This is a genomic window from Pseudomonas sp. FeS53a (assembly GCF_000931385.1).
Lineage (GTDB): Bacteria > Pseudomonadota > Gammaproteobacteria > Pseudomonadales > Pseudomonadaceae > Metapseudomonas > Metapseudomonas otitidis.
This window is the reverse complement of the sequence record NZ_JYFT01000052.1, coordinates 30,803-47,648: the sequence shown is the minus strand read 5'-3', so window position 1 is coordinate 47,648 and position 16,846 is coordinate 30,803. Positions and strand designations below refer to the sequence as shown.

The 16,846-nt window shown below is 67.9% G+C and carries 16 protein-coding genes; 3 read left to right on the top strand and 13 right to left on the bottom strand.

Features of this window, described 5'->3' with window-relative positions:
- Positions 1-11 precede the first annotated feature (11 nt).
- Positions 12-1,133 carry an ankyrin repeat domain-containing protein gene (locus SZ55_RS27120; protein ID WP_052807603.1) on the bottom strand — a complete coding sequence of 374 codons (1,122 nt, stop codon included), beginning with the start codon at positions 1,131-1,133 and terminating at the stop codon, positions 12-14.
- A gap of 267 nt (positions 1,134-1,400) precedes the next feature.
- Here SZ55_RS27120 and SZ55_RS15030 point away from each other — a divergent pair, with 267 nt between their 5' ends.
- Genes SZ55_RS15030 through SZ55_RS15020 form a run of 3 tightly spaced genes read left to right on the top strand, consistent with a single transcriptional unit; the run spans position 1,401 to position 3,462 of the window.
- Positions 1,401-1,835, top strand: coding sequence for a DcrB-related protein (locus SZ55_RS15030; protein WP_044407562.1), 435 nt, complete (start codon positions 1,401-1,403; stop codon positions 1,833-1,835).
- Positions 1,836-1,877: 42 nt separating this feature from the next.
- Complete coding sequence (locus SZ55_RS15025; RefSeq protein WP_044407559.1) at positions 1,878-3,239, top strand: PAAR domain-containing protein; 1,362 nt, start codon at positions 1,878-1,880, stop codon at positions 3,237-3,239.
- Positions 3,229-3,462, top strand: a complete 234-nt coding sequence (locus SZ55_RS15020) for a hypothetical protein (RefSeq protein WP_044407556.1) — start codon at positions 3,229-3,231, stop codon at positions 3,460-3,462. Before SZ55_RS15025 ends, SZ55_RS15020 begins: the two co-directional genes overlap by 11 nt.
- Positions 3,463-3,552: 90 nt before the next feature.
- On the opposite strand, the gene SZ55_RS15015 is transcribed toward SZ55_RS15020, so the two are convergent.
- From SZ55_RS15015 to SZ55_RS14960, 12 genes are all read right to left on the bottom strand, one after another.
- A complete protein-coding gene (locus tag SZ55_RS15015; RefSeq protein ID WP_044407553.1) occupies positions 3,553-5,121 on the bottom strand; it encodes a GMC family oxidoreductase in 1,569 nt (522 codons plus the stop codon).
- Between the two features lie 12 nt (positions 5,122-5,133).
- A complete protein-coding gene (locus tag SZ55_RS15010) occupies positions 5,134-5,691 on the bottom strand; it encodes a gluconate 2-dehydrogenase subunit 3 family protein (protein ID WP_044407550.1) in 558 nt (185 codons plus the stop codon).
- Between the two features lie 57 nt (positions 5,692-5,748).
- Entirely contained in the window at positions 5,749-6,141 is a 393-nt protein-coding gene (locus SZ55_RS15005) for a VOC family protein (protein ID WP_044407547.1), read from the bottom strand.
- Between the two features lie 274 nt (positions 6,142-6,415).
- The gene (locus SZ55_RS15000) at positions 6,416-8,356 is read right to left on the bottom strand and encodes a type VI secretion system Vgr family protein (RefSeq protein WP_044407544.1); all 1,941 of its coding nucleotides are present in this window, start codon (positions 8,354-8,356) and stop codon (positions 6,416-6,418) included.
- 102 nt (positions 8,357-8,458) lie between these two features.
- Positions 8,459-11,155, bottom strand: coding sequence for a type VI secretion system ATPase TssH (gene tssH / locus SZ55_RS14995; protein ID WP_044407541.1), 2,697 nt, complete (start codon positions 11,153-11,155; stop codon positions 8,459-8,461).
- A 2-nt stretch (positions 11,156-11,157) separates the two neighbouring features.
- Positions 11,158-12,198, bottom strand: coding sequence for a type VI secretion system baseplate subunit TssG (gene tssG / locus SZ55_RS14990; protein WP_044407538.1), 1,041 nt, complete (start codon positions 12,196-12,198; stop codon positions 11,158-11,160).
- Positions 12,162-14,021, bottom strand: a complete 1,860-nt coding sequence (gene tssF, locus SZ55_RS14985) for a type VI secretion system baseplate subunit TssF (protein ID WP_044407535.1) — start codon at positions 14,019-14,021, stop codon at positions 12,162-12,164. Before tssF ends, tssG begins: the two co-directional genes overlap by 37 nt.
- Positions 14,018-14,533: a type VI secretion system baseplate subunit TssE gene (gene tssE / locus SZ55_RS14980; protein WP_044407534.1), complete on the bottom strand. Its 516-nt coding sequence runs from the start codon at positions 14,531-14,533 to the stop codon at positions 14,018-14,020. Before tssE ends, tssF begins: the two co-directional genes overlap by 4 nt.
- Positions 14,534-14,535: 2 nt before the next feature.
- Positions 14,536-15,321 (bottom strand): type VI secretion system accessory protein TagJ, encoded by a 786-nt coding sequence (locus SZ55_RS14975; protein WP_044407532.1) that lies wholly within the window; start codon positions 15,319-15,321, stop codon positions 14,536-14,538.
- 54 nt (positions 15,322-15,375) lie between these two features.
- On the bottom strand, positions 15,376-15,804 hold the full coding sequence (locus SZ55_RS14970) for a hypothetical protein (protein ID WP_044407530.1): 429 nt from the start codon (positions 15,802-15,804) through the stop codon (positions 15,376-15,378).
- Complete coding sequence (locus SZ55_RS14965) at positions 15,801-16,232, bottom strand: type VI secretion system amidase effector protein Tae4 (RefSeq protein ID WP_044407525.1); 432 nt, start codon at positions 16,230-16,232, stop codon at positions 15,801-15,803. The genes SZ55_RS14970 and SZ55_RS14965 overlap by 4 nt, the downstream gene beginning before the upstream one ends.
- A 72-nt stretch (positions 16,233-16,304) precedes the next feature.
- Complete coding sequence (locus SZ55_RS14960; RefSeq protein WP_044407523.1) at positions 16,305-16,793, bottom strand: Hcp family type VI secretion system effector; 489 nt, start codon at positions 16,791-16,793, stop codon at positions 16,305-16,307.
- Between the last annotated feature and the right edge of the window lie 53 nt (positions 16,794-16,846).

Below are 16,846 nucleotides of genomic sequence, written 5' to 3'. Positions count from 1 at the left end.
GGCGCGGCCAATCAGGCCTTGATCGCCACCGCCTTCCAGCTGGCCGTGCGCTTCTTGCCGGCCCAGTCCGCCAGCTTCTCTGGCGTAAGCCGCCCGGCGCGGGGATAGCCCATGGGCACCAGCAGCAACAGCGTCACCTCGCCTTCGGTCGCGCCCTCGGTGGCGGGCGGAAAGCGGTAGTCCACCGCCACCATGGCATCGACACCCTCCGGCCAGGGCAGGTCGTGGAAGCGCTCATCCCCGCGTTCGGCCAGCCAACCCTCGTGGATCGCCCCGCCTTCGAGGCGTGCCTGCGCTGCGCGCCAGAGCAGCTGGGCGGGGAAGGCGCAAGGCAGGTCGGAGGTGATGGCTGCCTGGTTCAACGGCCAGTCGTAGGGCAGGGCGATCATCAGCTCGATGCGCGGCTGGGAGAGGTGTACCCCCAGGGTGAACAGCAGCTTGTGGGCCCGGCCGTTGCCGACCAGTGCCGTCCGCAGGTCGATATCCTGCCCGCACAGCCTCTGGCTGGGGCAGGGCGTGAGGACGAAGCCGACCCGCTCGAAGATGTGCTCGAAGATCCCGCTGCCACGTACCCGCGTGTAGTCCATCTGTTCTTGCGCGCAGTGCCCGCCCTGTTCAGCCAGCCACTCCGCCAGCGCCGCATGACCCCAGATCAGCGCCGTATCGCGAGCGGTCTGGTTGAAGCGCAGGTGCAGGCGGTCGAGGTCGGCACCGTGCTGCACCAGCAGCTCAGCCACCTCACTGTGGCCGCCCACGGCCGCGGCGATGAGCGGCGTGAGGATGCCCCTGCAATCGCCATCCACCGCCGCGCCGTTGTCCAGCAACCAGCGCACCGTCGCGAGGTGGCCCGCGCCCGCCGCATCGACCAGCGGCGTGCCGTGGCTGCCATCGAGAACCCCCGTGTCGAGCCCCTTCTTCACCAGGTAGTCGACGATCTCCAGGCAGCCATGGCGAGCCGCCAGGTGCAGCAGCGTCCCCTGGCTGGCCAGGCCGAAGAGGGGCACGGCCAGCCACTGTGGATGAGCCTCCAGGGCGGCGCGCACGGCCTTCAGGTCGGCCTCTTCGACGTGCGTGTAGAGCGCGGCGAGGGCAGGGGCGTTGTCGTCGTAGAAGGTGCTTGGAGCGGTCGTCATGGGGTGTTTGTCCGAAAGCGGGTGGGGCGTTCTGCGGCAAAGGTAGAGCTGCACGCCGTGAGGTGTCCTTGAAGGTGATCCCGTTTCCACCGCTCCAGGCCAAGAAGCGAGACCAAGCGCAAGCCCTGAGCATCGCGTGGGGGGTTGTCCTTGATTGTTGGGCCCGGTTGCCTGAAGATTTTCGCCCGCCGGGCGTAGGATGATGTGCCGTGGTCAATAAGGCAGTTCCTACGCAGAGCCCATCACCTAGGGAAGGCCTTCAGTACAGTGACTCTCTACCGACTCAATGAGGCGGACCTGGACGTCCCCGATGCCTGGCAGGACCAGAGCATCAACATCTTCAAGCTGCCCGCCACCGGCAGCGCCAAGGAAGCCAGCTTCGTCATCAGCCGCGACCCCAGCCAGGGCGACATGCCCTTCGCCGACTACATCGCCCAGCAGCTCGCCAATGCGCGCCAGCAGTTGCCCGGGTTCACCCTGGTCAAGCAGTGGGACATCAACCTGAACGGTGCCCCTGCGGTGCTGCTGGACTACACCTGGCAGCGCGATGGCCGGGTGCTGATGCTTCGCCAGGTGTTCATCGAGCGCAAGCCGGCGGTGCTGATCACCACGCTGACCACCACGCCCCAGGACCTGCCGTTCCACGAGCCGGCCTGGAAGCAGGCGATGCAGACCCTCAAGCCGCTGCCTCCGGCAGCCTGACCGGGGCCGCCGACGGCCCGAGCAAGGAAGTGAAGTACCTCGATGGATGCGCAGGCAGCAGCACGGCTAGGGGATGAGATCGCCCACGGTTTCGGCCTGGCGGCCATGGTCGCCGGGGCGGTGGCGGGGGCGTTGATCGGTGCGGCGGTGATCGCCGCGACGGCCGCCACAGGCGGTGTCGCATTGGCGGTGATGGCCGGCTCCATCGCTGCCGGTGGCCTGTCCATGTTCCAGGTGGTCAAGGGACTCAGCACCATCTTCAACCTGCCGGAGCCGACCACCGGGGTGCTCATACGTGGCAGCCCCAACGTCTTCGTCAACGCCCGCAACGCGATGCGCGCCGGCGAGGATGCCGCGTCCTCCTGCAGCGGCCTGCCATGCAGCCACCCCTACTGGCCGTTCGAAGTGGTCATCGCCGAAGGCAGCGCCACGGTCTACATCAACGGCAAGCCGGCGGCCCGGCTGACCAGCAAGATGAGCTGCGGTGCGCACATCAAGACCGGCAGCGAGAACACCTTCATCGGCGGCCCGACGGAGCGCGTGGCCTTCGTGCTGGACATCGAAGGCTGGGTGCACAGCGGCCTGGAGATCCTCGGCCTGGCAGCCCTGGGCGTCGGTCTGGTGGTGGCGGCCATGGCGGGGCTCGCCGTGCTGGCGACGACCGTTGTGATTGGTGGCGCCATGTTTGCCGGCATGGAGCTACTGGGCCAATTGGGGGATCGGCTGGGCCCCGGCTACCGCGACCTGCTGCAGGGTGTTGCGGGTCTGGCGCTGCTGGGCATGGGGCCGAAAATGGCCAAGTTGGGAGCCCCGAAGACGCCGAAAACCTTCGAGGAGGTCTACGCCAAGGCGCCTGCGGCAAAAGCCGAGATCGATGCCGTTGCCGACGCCCTCGCAGCCAAGCATCAGGGAACGGTAGCCAAGGCGCCTATCAAGTCGCGTGAGCGTGCGTTGCAGAAAATTGAGGGTGAGTATGAAGGTGATGCCACCAGAATCAAGGATCTGGCGCGGAACACGGTGATAGTTCCAGAGGAAAAGATCGCGACGGTTGCGGCCGAACTGAAGGAGATGGGTGCCAAGGTCAGGGTCATCGACGGCGCCGAAGACCCACTGGGCTATAGCGGTATCAACGCGACGATGAAAACCAAGGCAGGTATCACAGCTGAGATTCAGGTGAACTCGCCCGAAATGATCTACGCGAAAGAGTCCGAACCGCTGGCGCGGCAGCTGCTGGGGGACGACGTCTACAACGCTGTGGCTGAAAAAGCCGGTGTCCCGGGTGGCAAAGGCCACAAATATTACGAAGACTGGCGGGTGCTGGGCAGCGATAGCCCAGAAGCCCAGGCAATCGCAGAACAGAGTCGTGCTTATTACGAAGCCGTGAGGAACAGCATTGGGAATTGAGAAGGGGAAAGCCTTTCAACAGCGGGATATCTACATCGACTATGACTTCGAGGATGTCATGTTTCGTTGGGACCATCGCCAGGGCCAGGTATTCGTGAAGTTCTATGGTCAATCGGAGAGCGTCGAGCCTGTACCTCAGGACAGCCGCCTCTACAACGAAGCACTCCGTTTCGGTGAGGAGATCACCCGGGAAGCCTACGAAGCCGGCAAGCCACGCGAGTAGCTGAACAGGTTGAAGCAGCTCGCCATTTTCTAGTGGCTGCAAGCTGGTTAAAAAAGGGCCGTCCCTGGCCCATTAACCGGTTAGCGCAGCCTAGGCCGCACGTTTGTCGAGCGCCTGGGCGATGTATTCCGCCTGGCGGATCGCCAGGCTGACGATGGTCAGCGTGGGGTTCTCCGCCGCGCTGGTGGTGAACAGGCTGCCATCGGAGATGAACAGGTTGGGCACCTCGTGGCTCTGGCCGTAGCCGTTGCAGACGCCGTCCGCCGCCTTCTCGCTCATGCGGCAGGTGCCCAGGTTGTGGGTGGAGGGGTAGGGCGGGACGCGGTGGGTCTTCAGCGCGCCGACTGCCTCGTAGAGGGCCTGGCCCTGGCGGTAGCCGTGCTCGCGCATGGCGATGTCGTTGGGGTGGTCGTCGTAATGCACGTTCGCCACGGGGATGCCGAAGCGGTCCTTCACCGTATCGCTGAGGGTCACGCGGTTGCTCTCCCGAGGCATGTCCTCGCCCACCAGCCACATCCCCGCCAGGTGGGTGTAGCGGTCCATCACGCGGGTGAAGTCCCGTCCCCAGGCACCCGGGTCGAAGAAGGCCGCCATGAAGGAGGGGCCGAGGGAGATCGTCTCCATCTCGTAGCCGCCGACGAAGCCCCGGTCCGGGTCGAAGCGTGATTCGTCACTGACGATGCCCGCCATGATGGTGCCGCGGTAGAAGTGCACCGGATCGGCGAATTCGGCGAAGACCGAGCCCGTGGTGTGGCGCATGTAGTGCTTGCCCACCATGCCGGAGCCATTGCCCAGCCCATGGGGAAACAGCGTGCTGCTGGAGTGCAGCAGCAGGCGTGGGGTCTCGATGGCGTTGCCGGCCACGGCGACCGCCCGCGCACGCTGCCGGTGGAGCTGCCCCTTGGCGTCGGCATAGACCACGGCGCTGGCGCGGCCACGGGCGTCATGCTCGATCAGCACCGCCTGGGATTGCGGGCGCAGGTCGAGCCGCCCGGTCGCCTCGGCCTGGGGAATCTCGGTGTACAGCGTCGACCACTTCGCGCCCATCTTGCAGCCCTGGAAGCAGAAGCCCAGCTGCATGCATTGCGCCCGGCCGTCCCGTGCCCGGCTGTTGATCGCCATGTGGCCGGTGGAGCACTGGGTGTAGCCCAGCTTGCGGGCGCCGTTGTACATCACCTGGAAGTTGTTGTTGCCCGGCAGGCCGGGCAGCCCGTGGGTGCGGGTCACCCCCATGCGCGCTTCCGCCTTCGCGTAATAGGGTTCGAGCGTTTCCAGGCTCAGCGGCCAGTCCAGCAGGTTGGCGCCGGGCAGGTTGCCGTAGGTCTGCCGGGCGCGGAACTCATGGGCCTGGAACCGCAGGCTGGCGCCGGCCCAGTGGGTGGTGGTGCCGCCGACGGTCTTGCAGATCCACGCGGGCAGGTCGGGGAAGTCCCGTGCCACCTGCCAGCTGCCGGAGGTGGTGCGCGGGTCGCTCCAGGCGAGCTGTTCGAAGGAGGGCCACTCATCGTTGATGAAGGTCGCCGGGGATTCGCGCTTGCCCGCCTCCAGCAGCACCACGGGAAGCCCCCGCCGGCACAGCTCGTTGGCCAGCGTGCCGCCGCCGGCACCGGAACCGATGATCACGATGACCGAGTCATCATTCAGGCTGAACGTCGTCATGGGAGTACCTCGTCAGGTGGCGGAGGGGCTGGCATCGGCGGGCGCAGCGGGCAGCCAGCGCAGGTCGTTGAAGCCCCGCATCAGGTAGCCGCCCTTGCCGAAGGAGGCGCCCTCGTAGCCGAAGTGGCGGTAGGCCAGCTCGTTGCTGTACAGCGCCCGTGACGCCTGGGCACGTACCTGCCTGAAGAACGCCGTGTGCTGGATGGCGCGCAGGAGCGCCTCCTGCTCGGCCTCGCTGCGCGAGGACCAGTCTCCCCCCGCATCCCGGTCGAGGGCATCGAGCCCGTCCCGCAGCAGGCCGCCCAGGGCGGGGTCCTGCCCGGCCTGCCTGTCCAGCGCCTGCACGGCGAAGGCGTAGACCGCGTCCTCCATGCCGTCGTGGGGGTAGAGGCGCTTCACCACGGCCATCAGCCTGAGCGCCAGGGCACTGTCGAGGTGGTGCAGGTCCAGGGCCCAGGTGAGTGATGGGGCGACCAGGGCGATGGGGCCGGAGGTGAACAGCAGGGTGCCGAGGAGGGCACCGCTGCTGCCCTTGAGGAAGTGGCGTCGATTGAGGGTCGCGTCGAACATGCGGATCTCCTTGTTGTTGTCGTCGGATCAGCAGGGGGACGGAGCGGGAACGGCTGGCTACTGGTAATGGCCCCCGCGCTGCAGGACTTCGATCTTGTAGCCGTCTGGGTCCTGCACGAAGAAGAAGCGGGCCAGCAGCTCGCCGTCGCGCTCGAAGGCCTTGATGGGCGCCGGCGCGTAGCCGAGGCCCTGCAGCCGCTCGAAGTGGGCCTCCAGGTCGTCCACCACGAAGGCCACATGGCCGTAGCCGCTGCCGTGGGTGTACTGCGCCTGGCCCTTGTTCCAGGTCAGCTCGATCTCGGCGCCGCTGTTGGCGTCGCGCAGGTAGACGAGGGTGAAATCCTCGAACTCCAGGCGGTGGCTTTCGGCCAGGTCGAAACCCTGCTGGTAGAACGCCAGGGAGGCGGCGAGATCACCGACCCGGATCATGGTGTGGATGAACTTGGGCATTGCGTGCTCCGTGTTGGGAAGGGAGCAGGCAGCTTGGCCGCGAAGCGGCAGGCGGGGGTAATAGGGGACTACTACAGGCCCTTCGCGCGGCTGGCTGTAGGCCGGCGCCGGAAGGCCGAAGGCGAGGCCGGGTGCGGGTTTGACGAGCAGGAAGGGCAAAGACCGGCGTGGGCGCCTTCGCGCTTGCCTACGGCTACATGGGGCTTTGCTTCGGGCCGGCGCGGCGTGTCGAGCCGGGAAAGACCGGGGCCGCCTTGCACGGCCCCGGCAGATTTCAGCTCTTGGGTGGCGGCGGGAAGAGGGCGTTGACCTTGCCGTCGATGGCGCCCTTGTCGCCTTCGCCATTGGTGGGCATGGCGCTGGCCACGCCGGAGTTCAGGTCCAGCCGGCCGCCGGTGTCGATGGCGGTGTTGCCGGCGGTGAACAGGTTGAAGGCGGTGCCGGAGATGTTGATCACGCCGTCGGCGTTGAACTCCACCACGCTCTGCCCGCACACCAGGCGGATCTGCGCACCGGCCTCGATCAGGTAGCGGGTGCTCACGCTGTCGCTCTTCGCACCGCCCACCACCAGGGTGTCGTGGCGCTTGGCGGCGCGCAGGCGGTCCTGGCCGATGCGGGCGGTCTCGTCGTTGCCGATGCTCTTGGTGCGGTTGTGGCCCACGGAGTGGGTCTCGTCGTTCTCCACGACGATGTCCTGGTTGCGCTCGGCATGGATGTAGAGCTGCTCGGCGCCCTTCTTGTCCTCCATGCGGATCTCGTTGAAGTTCGCCGGTGTGCCGCCCTTGCTGGAGCGGCTCTTGACCCCGCTCTGGGTGGCGTTGGCGGGCAGGTCGTAGGGCACGGTCTGCTCGGCGTTGTACACGCGGCCGGTGATGATCGGGCGGTCCGGGTCACCTTCGAGGAAGCTGACGATCACCTCCTGGCCGATGCGCGGGATCTGGATGTGGCCCCAGTTCTTGCCGGCCCAGGCCTGGGACACGCGGATCCAGCAGGAGCTGTTCTCGTTGGACTGGTCATGCCGGTCCCAATAGAAATGCACCTTCACCCGTCCGTACTGGTCGGTCCAGATCTCCTCGCCCTTGGGGCCGACGACCATGGCTGTCTGCGGGCCCTGGACGATGGGTTTGATGGTGGTCGGCATGGGACGGAACGGCTGGCGTGCCTCGATGCACTCCAGGCTGCTGTCGAACTGCAGCGTGCCGCCGGCCGAGCCGCTTTCGTAGGCTTCCTGGCTGACCGCGTAGCGGGCGCCGATGATCAGGTACTCGCGGTTCTGGTCGGCGCGGGGGTAGCCGGTCATCTTGAACAGGTGCCCCGAGGCCAGGCCACGGGCGTTGGTGCGCAGTTGCACGCGCTCGTACTGGGTCTGGATGGCCTCTATGCGGTTGCGCGCGTACTGCTCGCCGTCGCCGGTCTGCACGTATTCGCCGGGGTAGTCATAGAGGGGGTGCTCGGCGTTGCTGTGGCCCCGGCTGATGGTGGAGCGCACCTCCAGGCGCGCGCTGGGGCGCTGGAAGTCGTAGTCGTTGAGCGCCAGGGAGCCCGGCTGCACCTCGCGGGCCATGTGCCAGTCGTAGACGTGGTCACGTTCGCGCATCTGGTCTTCGAGGGGGTAGTAGGGCACCGAGCCATAGCCGGGAGCGGTGGTGTGGGCCCCATAGGCATCGGAGAGCACCAGCACGTGGCGCGACTGCTCGTGGCGGAAGTAGTAGTAGATGCCTTCCTGCTCCATGAGCCGGCTGACGAACTCGAAGCTGGTCTCGCGGTACTGCACGCAGTACTCCCACTCGCGGTAGCTGCGGGTGAGGGCGTCTTCGAAGTCGGAGAAGCCGAGGTCGCGGAACACCTGCTTGACGATGTCCGGCACCGTCTTGTTCTGGAAGATGCGGCAGTCGGAGGTGCGCGACAGCAGCCACAGCCAGGGGCGCAGGGTGACGTGGTAGCCGGCGAACTGGCCCGTACCGGAGGACTGGCTGCAGCGCGCGGCGATGCCGTGGAAGTGACGCTGGCTGCCGTCCGACAGCTCCACCGAGACGCCCATGGGCTTGCCCAGCAGGGCGTCGAGTTGCAGGTTGTGGTCTTCGGAGACCAGTTCCAGTTCGTAGTCGAACAGCCGGCCCAGCTCGTCGTGGCCGTCCAGTCGGTCGAGCAGCAGCACATCGCCGCCCAGCGGGCTGCTGACCTTGGCCATGCGTGCCCGTTGCGAAATCGCCATCCCACACTTCCTTAGCGCTGTACGCGTCACTGCCGGGTTCCGACGCGCCGGAACCTTCCACATTCAGGCGGCGCACCCCGTGGCGGGGCGCGCCGCATCGCTTCACTCGAAGCGGTAGGTGAACTCGCCGTTCTCGGCGCTCACCTGCACCTTCTCCACCTTGCGGCCTTCCAGCATGCGGTTGAGGAACTCGCGGCTGAGGTCCGGCAGCATGCTGTTGGTGAGGATGGCGTCGATCTGGCGACCCCCGCTCTCGGTCTCGGTGCAACGGGAGACCACCAGGTCCACCACCTTGTCGTCGAACTCGAACGGCACCTTGTGGCCCGACTCGACGCGCTTCTTGACCCGGCCCAGTTGCAGGCGGGTGATGCTCTTGAGCATCTCGTCGCTCAGCGGGTAGTAGGGGATGGTCACCAGGCGGCCCAGCAGCGCCGGCGGGAAGATCTTCAGCAGCGGCTCGCGCAGCGCCTTGGCGATGCCCTCGGGTTCGGGCATCAGCTCGGGGTCGTTGCACAGGCTGGCGATCAGGTCGGTGCCAGCGTTGGTGGTGAGCAGGATCAGGGTGTTCTTGAAGTCGATCACCCGGCCTTCGCCGTCTTCCATCACGCCCTTGTCGAACACCTGGAAGAAGATCTCGTGCACGTCCGGGTGGGCTTTCTCCACCTCGTCCAGCAGCACCACGCTGTAGGGCTTGCGCCGTACCGCCTCGGTCAGCACGCCGCCTTCGCCGTAGCCGATGTAGCCGGGCGGAGCACCCTTGAGGGTGGAGACGGTATGGGCTTCCTGGAACTCGCTCATGTTGATGGTGATGACGTTCTGCTCACCGCCGTACATGGCCTCGGCCAGGGCCAGCGCGGTCTCGGTCTTGCCCACGCCCGAGGTGCCCGCGAGCATGAACACGCCGATCGGCTTGCTCGGGTTGTCGAGCCCCGCGCGGGAGGTCTGGATGCGCTTGGCGATCATCTCCAGGGCATGGTCCTGGCCGATGATGCGTTTCTTCAGGTGCCCGCCCAGGTTGAGCACGGTCTCGATCTCGTTGCGCGCCATGCGCCCGACCGGGATGCCGGTCCAGTCGGCCACCACCGAGGCCACGGCCTGGTAGTCCACGGTCGGCAGGATCAGCGGGTCCTCGCCCTGCAGCGTGCTTAGGCGCGCCTGCAGGTCGGTGAGCTGGGCGCGCAGGGCGTCCAGTTCCTCGGGGGCCAGCGGCGGGGTGTCGGCGCCGCCTTCGCGGCTGGTGCCGTCCACCGGCTCGGCGGCGGCACGCAGGCGGGCGCGGGTGGCCAGCAGCTCGTCCACCAGGGCCTTCTCCTCGGCCCAGCGGGCTTCCAGTTCGCCCAGGCGGGCGCGCTCGGCCTCCAGGGCGGCCTGGGTGTCCACCTGGCGGCTGCCGATGGCCACGCCGATGGCGTGTTCGCGGCCGATGATGGCCAGCTCGGTCTCCAGCGCCTCGATGCGGCGGCGGCTGTCGTCCACTTCCGCCGGCACGGCGTGCAGGCTGATGGCCACGCGGGCGCAGGCGGTGTCCAGCAGGCTCACGGACTTGTCCGGCAGCTGGCGCGCGGGGATGTAGCGGTGGGACAGCTTGACCGCCGCCTCCAGTGCCTCGTCGAGGATCTGCACCTGGTGGTGCTGCTCCATGGTCGAGGCCACGCCGCGCATCATCAGGATGGCGCGGTGCTCGGAGGGCTCGTCCACCTGCACCACCTGGAAGCGGCGGGTGAGGGCGGGGTCCTTCTCGATGTGCTTCTTGTATTCGGCCCAGGTGGTGGCCGCCACGGTGCGCAGGGTGCCGCGCGCGAGGGCCGGCTTGAGCAGGTTGGCCGCGTCACCGGTGCCGGCGGCGCCACCGGCACCGACCAGGGTGTGGGCTTCGTCGATGAACAGGATGACCGGCTTCTCGGAGCTCTGGACGTCCTCGATCACCTGGCGCAGGCGCTGTTCGAACTCGCCCTTCATGCTGGCACCGGCCTGCAGCAGGCCGACGTCCAAGGCGCGCAGCTCCACGTCCTTCAGCGAGGGCGGCACGTCGCCGGCGACGATGCGATGGGCGAAGCCCTCGACCACCGCCGTCTTGCCCACACCGGCCTCGCCGGTGAGGATCGGGTTGTTCTGCCGGCGGCGCATGAGGATGTCCACCAGCTGGCGGATCTCGTCGTCACGGCCGACGATCGGGTCCAGCTTGCCGCTGCGGGCCTGCTCGGTGAGGTCCACGGTGAAGCGCTTCAGGGCTTCCTGCTTGCCCATGGCCGCCGGGGCCATGGCGCCGCTGGCTTCGCCCGGGGCGCCGGCGTTGAAGCCGTCGGTGGCGGTCAGGGCGTTCTCGGGAGAGGCGCCGACCACTTCGTCGAAGCGCTCGGTGAGGGTGTCCACCTTCAGCTTCTCGAACTCGCGGGAGATGGACAGCAGCGCATTGCGCAGGCTCGGGGTCTTGAGGATGCCCACCACCAGGTAGCCGGTGCGCACCTGGCTCTCGCCGAACATCAGGCTGCCGTACACCCAGCCGCGCTCCACCGCTTCCTCGACGTGGGAGGACAGGTCGGTGATGGAGGTGGAGCCGCGCGGCAGGCGGTCCAGGGCCTCGGTGATGTCCTTGGCCAGGCGCGCCGGCTCGATGCTGAACTGGCGGATGATCTGGTGCAGGTCCGAGTCCTGCAGCTGCAGGATCTGGTGGAACCAGTGCACCAGCTCCACATAGGGGTTGCCCCGCAGCTTGCAGAACACCGTGGCGGCTTCGATGGCCTTGTAGGCCAGGCTGTTCAGCTTGCCGAACAGCGCGGCGCGACTGATTTCTCCCATTTTCACTCTCCTCGATCCGGGTATTGGCGCGGCGTGGCGTCAGCGTAGTGGCGTGCCAGCAGCAGGTCCTTTGCGTCCTGGCCGGGGGTGCCGAGCCAGGTGTTGAAGCCGAGTCGGTCCCCGCCGGACAGCGTCAGCGGCGGAACGTCCTCACGTTTGAGGACCAGGTTGGCGTCCCAGTCCAGTTCTTCTCCCAGGTATTCGGCCACCCAGGCGGCCAGTTCGTGGAACAGTTCGCCGCCCGGCAGGAAGCGCTGGTACTGCGACAGGTCCAGTGGGCCGATGCAGATGCGGAACTTGTGCTGGCGATCCCACACGTGGGTGCCCAGGCACAGGTCGATCCCCAGGGTGCTGGCAGCCGCGCCCAGGCGGCTGCGCTCGGGCAGCTCCAGCCACTGGCCGACGTATTCCTCGATGGCCACCGGCACGCCGAAGAACTCCGCGAGGATGGTGCGCAGGCCGTCCGGGTAGCGCGTCTGCGCCGCCAGGTGGCCGGTGTAGTAGTAGCGCGCGGCGTCGTCGATGGGCCCCTGGCCGAGCAGGCTTTCCATGCCCCGGCCGGAGAGGGCGCCCAGGCGCGGCGACCAGTAGTCCTGGTCGGGGCGGTCCATGCTCACCGTCGGCCGGGCTTCGGCCCAGGAGCGGTAGAACAGCGTCAGCAGGCGGTGCGTGAAGACGTCGAGGAAGCGCTTGAAGGTGGCGTCGGCGCTGTTGCGCTGGCGCTCCCGGGCGTACTCGGTCAGGTGCAGCGGCAACGGCCCGTTGGGCCCGGTGAGGCCGAAGAAGTACTGCTCGATGCGCGGCGTGCCGTCGGGGTTGTGCTCGACGCTGGCCAGGGTCGCCGGGGCGAAGCCGCAATCGGGCTTCTGGCCCAGGCGCAACGGGTCGTCGGCCAGGCGCAGGGAATGGCCCAGGCGCGGCCGGTCGGGGTATTCGCACTCGATGCGGCGCAGCGCCTGGAAGAAGTCGTAGTTCCAGGGCGCGGCTTCCATTTCCGCGAGGGTGTCTACAGATTCGGACGACGTCCGGGCTTCGCCCGCCATCGCATCACCTCGCCCCGTTCAGTGGTCCGCAACACCGTTTCGGTGAAGCTGTTGATCGACACGTAGCGTGTCAGGAAACGTTCCAGCACCGAGGCCAGCACGAACACGCCGGTGCCGCGGAAGGCGTTCTCGTCGAACTCCAGGTCGATCTCCAGGCCGCGCCCGAAGACGATCGGCCCCGGCATCGGCAGGCGCCGGGTGCAGGGTTTGCTGGCGACCTTGCGCAGCCCTTCGATCTGCATCTGCAGGGCCTGGTCGTTGGACTCGCCGTACAGCCGCAGCATCTCGCGCAGGGCGGCAGCGCCCTGGCCGTCCTGGCTCAGCGACAGGTAGTTGAGCGACAGCTGGCTGATCAGCCGCCAGGCGCTGGCGTCATGGGCGCGGCTGGCCTTGGGCCGGCTCGGGCCCGCCAGGCAGCGCACGGCCTGCACCGGGGCGCTGTCTTCCAGGGTGAAGTCGCTGCGCCCGGTGCCCACCGGCATGAACAGCGGCAGGTCACGGTTGGTGCACAGCGCGCCGATGCCCAGCTGGCGCAGGTCGTGGCGGTGGGGKGCCTGCTTGGCGTCCACCAGGGAAATGAAGGTCTCGCTGCCGATGTAGGTGGAGCGTGGCCCCTTGCGACGCTGGTTGCTGGAGAGCACGCGGGGTTCGCGGCGTACCGTGTACCAGGCCTGCTCACGGCCGTAGCGCGAGGGGTCGCGCACCGCATAGAAGGGCTGGAACGGCTGCTCCGGGCCGGCGCCGTGGCCGGTCACCTCGGTGAGGCTGTGCACTTCGAAGTCCAGCGGGCGGGTGCGGTCGACGATCACGTGGTGCTCGTTGACCCGCTCGTTCACGTGGATGCGGTCCGCCCGGCGCGGGAACAGGTTCACCGCCGGGGTGCAGAACAGGCGGAACAGGTCGGCGCCGATGCTGCCTTCCAGGGTGCTGTCCAGGCGGTTGAACAGGACGATGATCTCCAGTTCCTGGCCGGCGCAGCGCTTCACGGGGCGGCGCAGGTTGGCCAGGTCGACGAACAGGAAGCGGTTGGGCAGGGCGAAGTATTCCTGCAGCAGGCGGTAGCCCTGGAAGGCGCGGGGCACCACCGGCAACACCGCGTCCTCGTCGTCGAAACCGCGCGAGCGCAGGCTGTCCGGCGGCAGGCGCTCCACCCACTCGCCGCCGGGGGCCTGGGCGAACACGGCGCAGGCGTTGGCCATCAGCTGCTCGTAGAGGCGGAAGGGCTGCTCGTCGGCGCCGTGGAGGAAGAAGGTCAGGTCTTCCAGCGACAGGCTGTTGAACGGCAGGCCCGCCCCGGTACGCAGGCGCAGGCGCAGGCCGGCCTTGGCGGTGGGCTCGCTGGCGGCCAGGCGGCCGAGGGCGGCGGCGGGGTTGCCGAAGTATTCGGCCTTGGTCACTTCCAGCGGCCACAGGTTGACCGGCTGGGCGGTGCGGTATTCGCAGGCGGTCTGCGCGTCGGCGCCCAGGCTGGCCCGCAGCGAGGCGTTGCGCGGCACCACGAAGCCGCTGGCCAGCGACCCCTCGTTGGGATCGGCCTGCAGCTGCACCACGGTCATCGACGGGGTCGGCGCCAGGTAGTGTGGGTAGGCGATCTCCAGCAGGTTGTGGGTGAAGGTCGGGTACTCGGCGTCGAGCTTGAGCTGCACGCGGGCGGTGAGGTAGGCGAAGCCTTCCAGCAGGCGCTCGACGTAGGGGTCGGCGCAGTCGATGCCGGAGAGCGTCAGGCGCCCGGCGATCTTCGGGTACTCGCTGGCGAACTCGGCGGCACTCTCGCGGATGTGCTGCAGCTCCTGGTTGTAGTACTCCAGCAGGCGCGGGTTCATTTGCGCCTCCTGACCTGTTCGGCGGGCACCACGCGGACGTGGCCGGTCTCCAGGTCGAGGTCGGTGGTGAGCAGCATGCGCAAGGGCACGGGCTCGGCCCACAGGTCGCCCTCGATCTCGAAGGACAAAGCGTTGTGGTTCATCTGGTCGGCTGCCAGCTGGGCGCGTATGCGCAGGGTGGAGCGGATGATGCGCGGCTCGTAGCCGGCGATGGTCTCGGTGAGCAGGGCCTCGATGGCCTGCACGTCGACGCTGGAGGCGGTGTGCCCGGCCAGCGGCGGCAACCCGTAGTTGACCACCGAGCTGCCGGCCTGGATCTCGCCGGAGGTGTCGCTGTCGAGCGGCGCAATGGTGTTGAACAGCCAGGCCAGGTCACGCAGGACCGAGGCCTTGAGCTGGGTGAGGGAGAGCACGCGCTTGTCGGCGCTCTCCTTCGGGTTGCCCGGATCGTCGTCGGTGAGGCGATCGAGCAGGGACGGTTGCAGGCGTTCCTGCAGCGTCAGGTCGGCCATGTTCAGGCGCTCGGCTGCTCGAAGGCGAGGGTGCGCACCTCGAACAGCGCGACGTCGCCTTCATCGGTGACGAACAGGCGCTGGCCCAGGGGCAGGCCGCTGTCCAGCCAGTCGGTCTTGCGCGCCAGGCGGATGGCGCCGTCGGCGTCGTCCTGGCTGCCCGGGTAGCGGCTGGGGATCAGGCCCACGGTGGTGCCGCCGTTGACCAGGGTGATCTCCACCGGCAGCCACACCAGGTCGCGCAGGTCGGTGGGGGCTTCGATGGCCAGGTGCTGGATGTTGTGCATCGGCAGCCACACGTAGCGGCCGTTGACGATCAGCTCCAGCACCGGGCCCAGGCGCGGGTCGGCGTCGGCCAGCCACTGGAAGGGCTGCTCGTTGATCTGCCCGGCCACCGCCGGTGCGGCGTCGAAGGCGGCGTCACGCAGGGCCTGGGCGGCTTCGGGCTGGCCGTCGGCGTCGTGCTTGAGGGCCTGGATCAGCGGGGCCACCCAGTCAGCGGGTTCGCCCAGCACCACCGGGGTGAGGCGGCCGGCGAACACTTCGGCACGCAGGGCCTCGCATTCCAGGGCGGTGCGGTAGGTCTGCACCATGGCCAGGGCGCCGGCATCCAGCTCGCCGGCCACCTTCAGCTGGTTGTTGGCGCGGCTCCATTGGCCGAGCACGGCCAGCAGCTGGAACAGGAAGACGCGCAGCTCGGCATTGGCCGGCTGGGTGCGGACCTGGTCCTGGAGGGCCTTGAGGGCGTCGTCGACGCGGCCGGCGCGCAAGAGTTCTTCAGCGTTCATGGTCGTCCTGTCTGCAGCGTGGCTGCATTGAATGGGGCTCTTGGGGAATCCGGGTCACCAGTCGAAAGGTCCGGTGAACAGTTTCTGGTCCCATGGCCCGCGCGGGCAGCTGGCGTTGGTCATGGGGGCCGAGGCTTGCAGCGTGCCCTGGCGCAGGCGCACGGCCTGCAGGCGGGTCACGCAGCCCTGGCCGGGGGGCGCCTCCGGCTGGCTGTGCTGCACCAGCAGGATGGGCACCGCGCCCTGGTGTTCGATGCGCGGCGCGCCCTCGGCGTTGCGGTGGAATTCGCAGGGCGAGGGCAGGGCCAGTTCAAGGCGGCCGGCGGGGTGCACCAGGGTGCAGCGGCCGGCCTGGTCTTCGAGGTGCAGGGCCTGGTCGCCCAGCATGGCCTGCTCGGGCGCGGCCGGTCCGGGCGGGGTGGCGGCGCAGGCGTTCAGGCTGGGGAGCAGGGCACAGGCGAGGAGCAGGGTGGGGCGGGTCATGCCAGCTCCCAGAACCAGACCTGGGCGGCGCGATTGGCCGGGTCGTCGTAGGTCTTGGTCAGGCCACGGTTCCACAGGTCGATGTGGTCGCCGGTGGCGCGGGTCTCGCCGCTGCGGGTGAAGCAGTCCTTGAAGAAGATGATGCCGGTGCGCTCGTTGAGCGTGCGCTTGGCGGCGGCACCGTCAGTGAAGATCTGCGGACGTCCCAGGTGGTTTCGCCACAGCCAGTTGGCCAGCGACTCGGCTCCACGGGCGTGGCCGTGTGCGCACTTGGGTTCCGGGTAGGTGTTGCGGTCGATGGTGATGGACCGTTCGGCGTTGAGCGTGAGGCTCATGCGGATCGCGCACTGGTTGTCCCAGCCGCCGTCGCACGGGTGCTGCTCGGTGGGGTAGTTGTTCCAGAGGTTGATGAACGCAGGCTTTGCCATGGGGGTTCGCCTCGCCGGGAGGAGGGTGGAGCAACAACGGTCCCGGCAGGGCCGGGACCGTTGGCGAAGACATCAGATCTTCACGTTCTCGCGGATGTTCCAGCCGTACTTGACCGGGCCGCCGTCCTTCGCGCCATCCGCTTTCTGCGGCTGGTAGTCCACCTGGACCTGGGCGAAGTTGAGGCTGATGTTCTCGGTCAGACGGTCTTCACCGCCGCTGCCACCGGTGCTCACGGAGGAAATCAGGACTTCCTTCATGGTGATGATCACGTACTCCACCGGGTTCTCGCCGCCGGCCTTGCGGATGGTCAGCTTGGCTTCCGGGAAGTGCTTGCCGTTGGAGCAGGCCATCATCAGGTTGGGGCTGGACTTGTCGATGTACTTGGTCAGGGACAGGTCCTGGACGCTCACCTTGCCGGCGCCGCCACCACCACCCTGGTGCATGTTGCCGGACTGGGACATGCCCCAGCTCCAGGCCAGTACGTCGATTTCCTTGGCGTGCACCTTGTCGGCGGACTCACCCTCGATGTCCCCGATCTTGATGAACATATCAACAGCCATCTATTCCTCCTTCGTGGCTTTCGCCACCTTGTCAGACGCGCCCGCCACCTGGC

What these genes read in the sequence shown, in the direction of transcription:
- SZ55_RS27120 (WP_052807603.1), bottom strand. Translation starts at nt 1,133, where the DNA reads ATGACGACCGCTCCAAGCACCTTCTACGACGACAACGCCCCTGCCCTC.
- SZ55_RS15025 (WP_044407559.1), top strand. Translation starts at nt 1,878, where the DNA reads ATGGATGCGCAGGCAGCAGCACGGCTAGGGGATGAGATCGCCCACGGT.
- SZ55_RS15015 (WP_044407553.1), bottom strand. Translation starts at nt 5,121, where the DNA reads ATGACGACGTTCAGCCTGAATGATGACTCGGTCATCGTGATCATCGGT.
- SZ55_RS15010 (WP_044407550.1), bottom strand. Translation starts at nt 5,691, where the DNA reads ATGTTCGACGCGACCCTCAATCGACGCCACTTCCTCAAGGGCAGCAGC.
- SZ55_RS15005 (WP_044407547.1), bottom strand. Translation starts at nt 6,141, where the DNA reads ATGCCCAAGTTCATCCACACCATGATCCGGGTCGGTGATCTCGCCGCC.
- SZ55_RS15000 (WP_044407544.1), bottom strand. Translation starts at nt 8,356, where the DNA reads ATGGCGATTTCGCAACGGGCACGCATGGCCAAGGTCAGCAGCCCGCTG.
- tssH (WP_044407541.1), bottom strand. Translation starts at nt 11,155, where the DNA reads ATGGGAGAAATCAGTCGCGCCGCGCTGTTCGGCAAGCTGAACAGCCTG.
- tssG (WP_044407538.1), bottom strand. Translation starts at nt 12,198, where the DNA reads ATGGCGGGCGAAGCCCGGACGTCGTCCGAATCTGTAGACACCCTCGCG.
- tssE (WP_044407534.1), bottom strand. Translation starts at nt 14,533, where the DNA reads ATGGCCGACCTGACGCTGCAGGAACGCCTGCAACCGTCCCTGCTCGAT.
- SZ55_RS14975 (WP_044407532.1), bottom strand. Translation starts at nt 15,321, where the DNA reads ATGAACGCTGAAGAACTCTTGCGCGCCGGCCGCGTCGACGACGCCCTC.
- SZ55_RS14970 (WP_044407530.1), bottom strand. Translation starts at nt 15,804, where the DNA reads ATGACCCGCCCCACCCTGCTCCTCGCCTGTGCCCTGCTCCCCAGCCTG.
- SZ55_RS14965 (WP_044407525.1), bottom strand. Translation starts at nt 16,232, where the DNA reads ATGGCAAAGCCTGCGTTCATCAACCTCTGGAACAACTACCCCACCGAG.
- SZ55_RS14960 (WP_044407523.1), bottom strand. Translation starts at nt 16,793, where the DNA reads ATGGCTGTTGATATGTTCATCAAGATCGGGGACATCGAGGGTGAGTCC.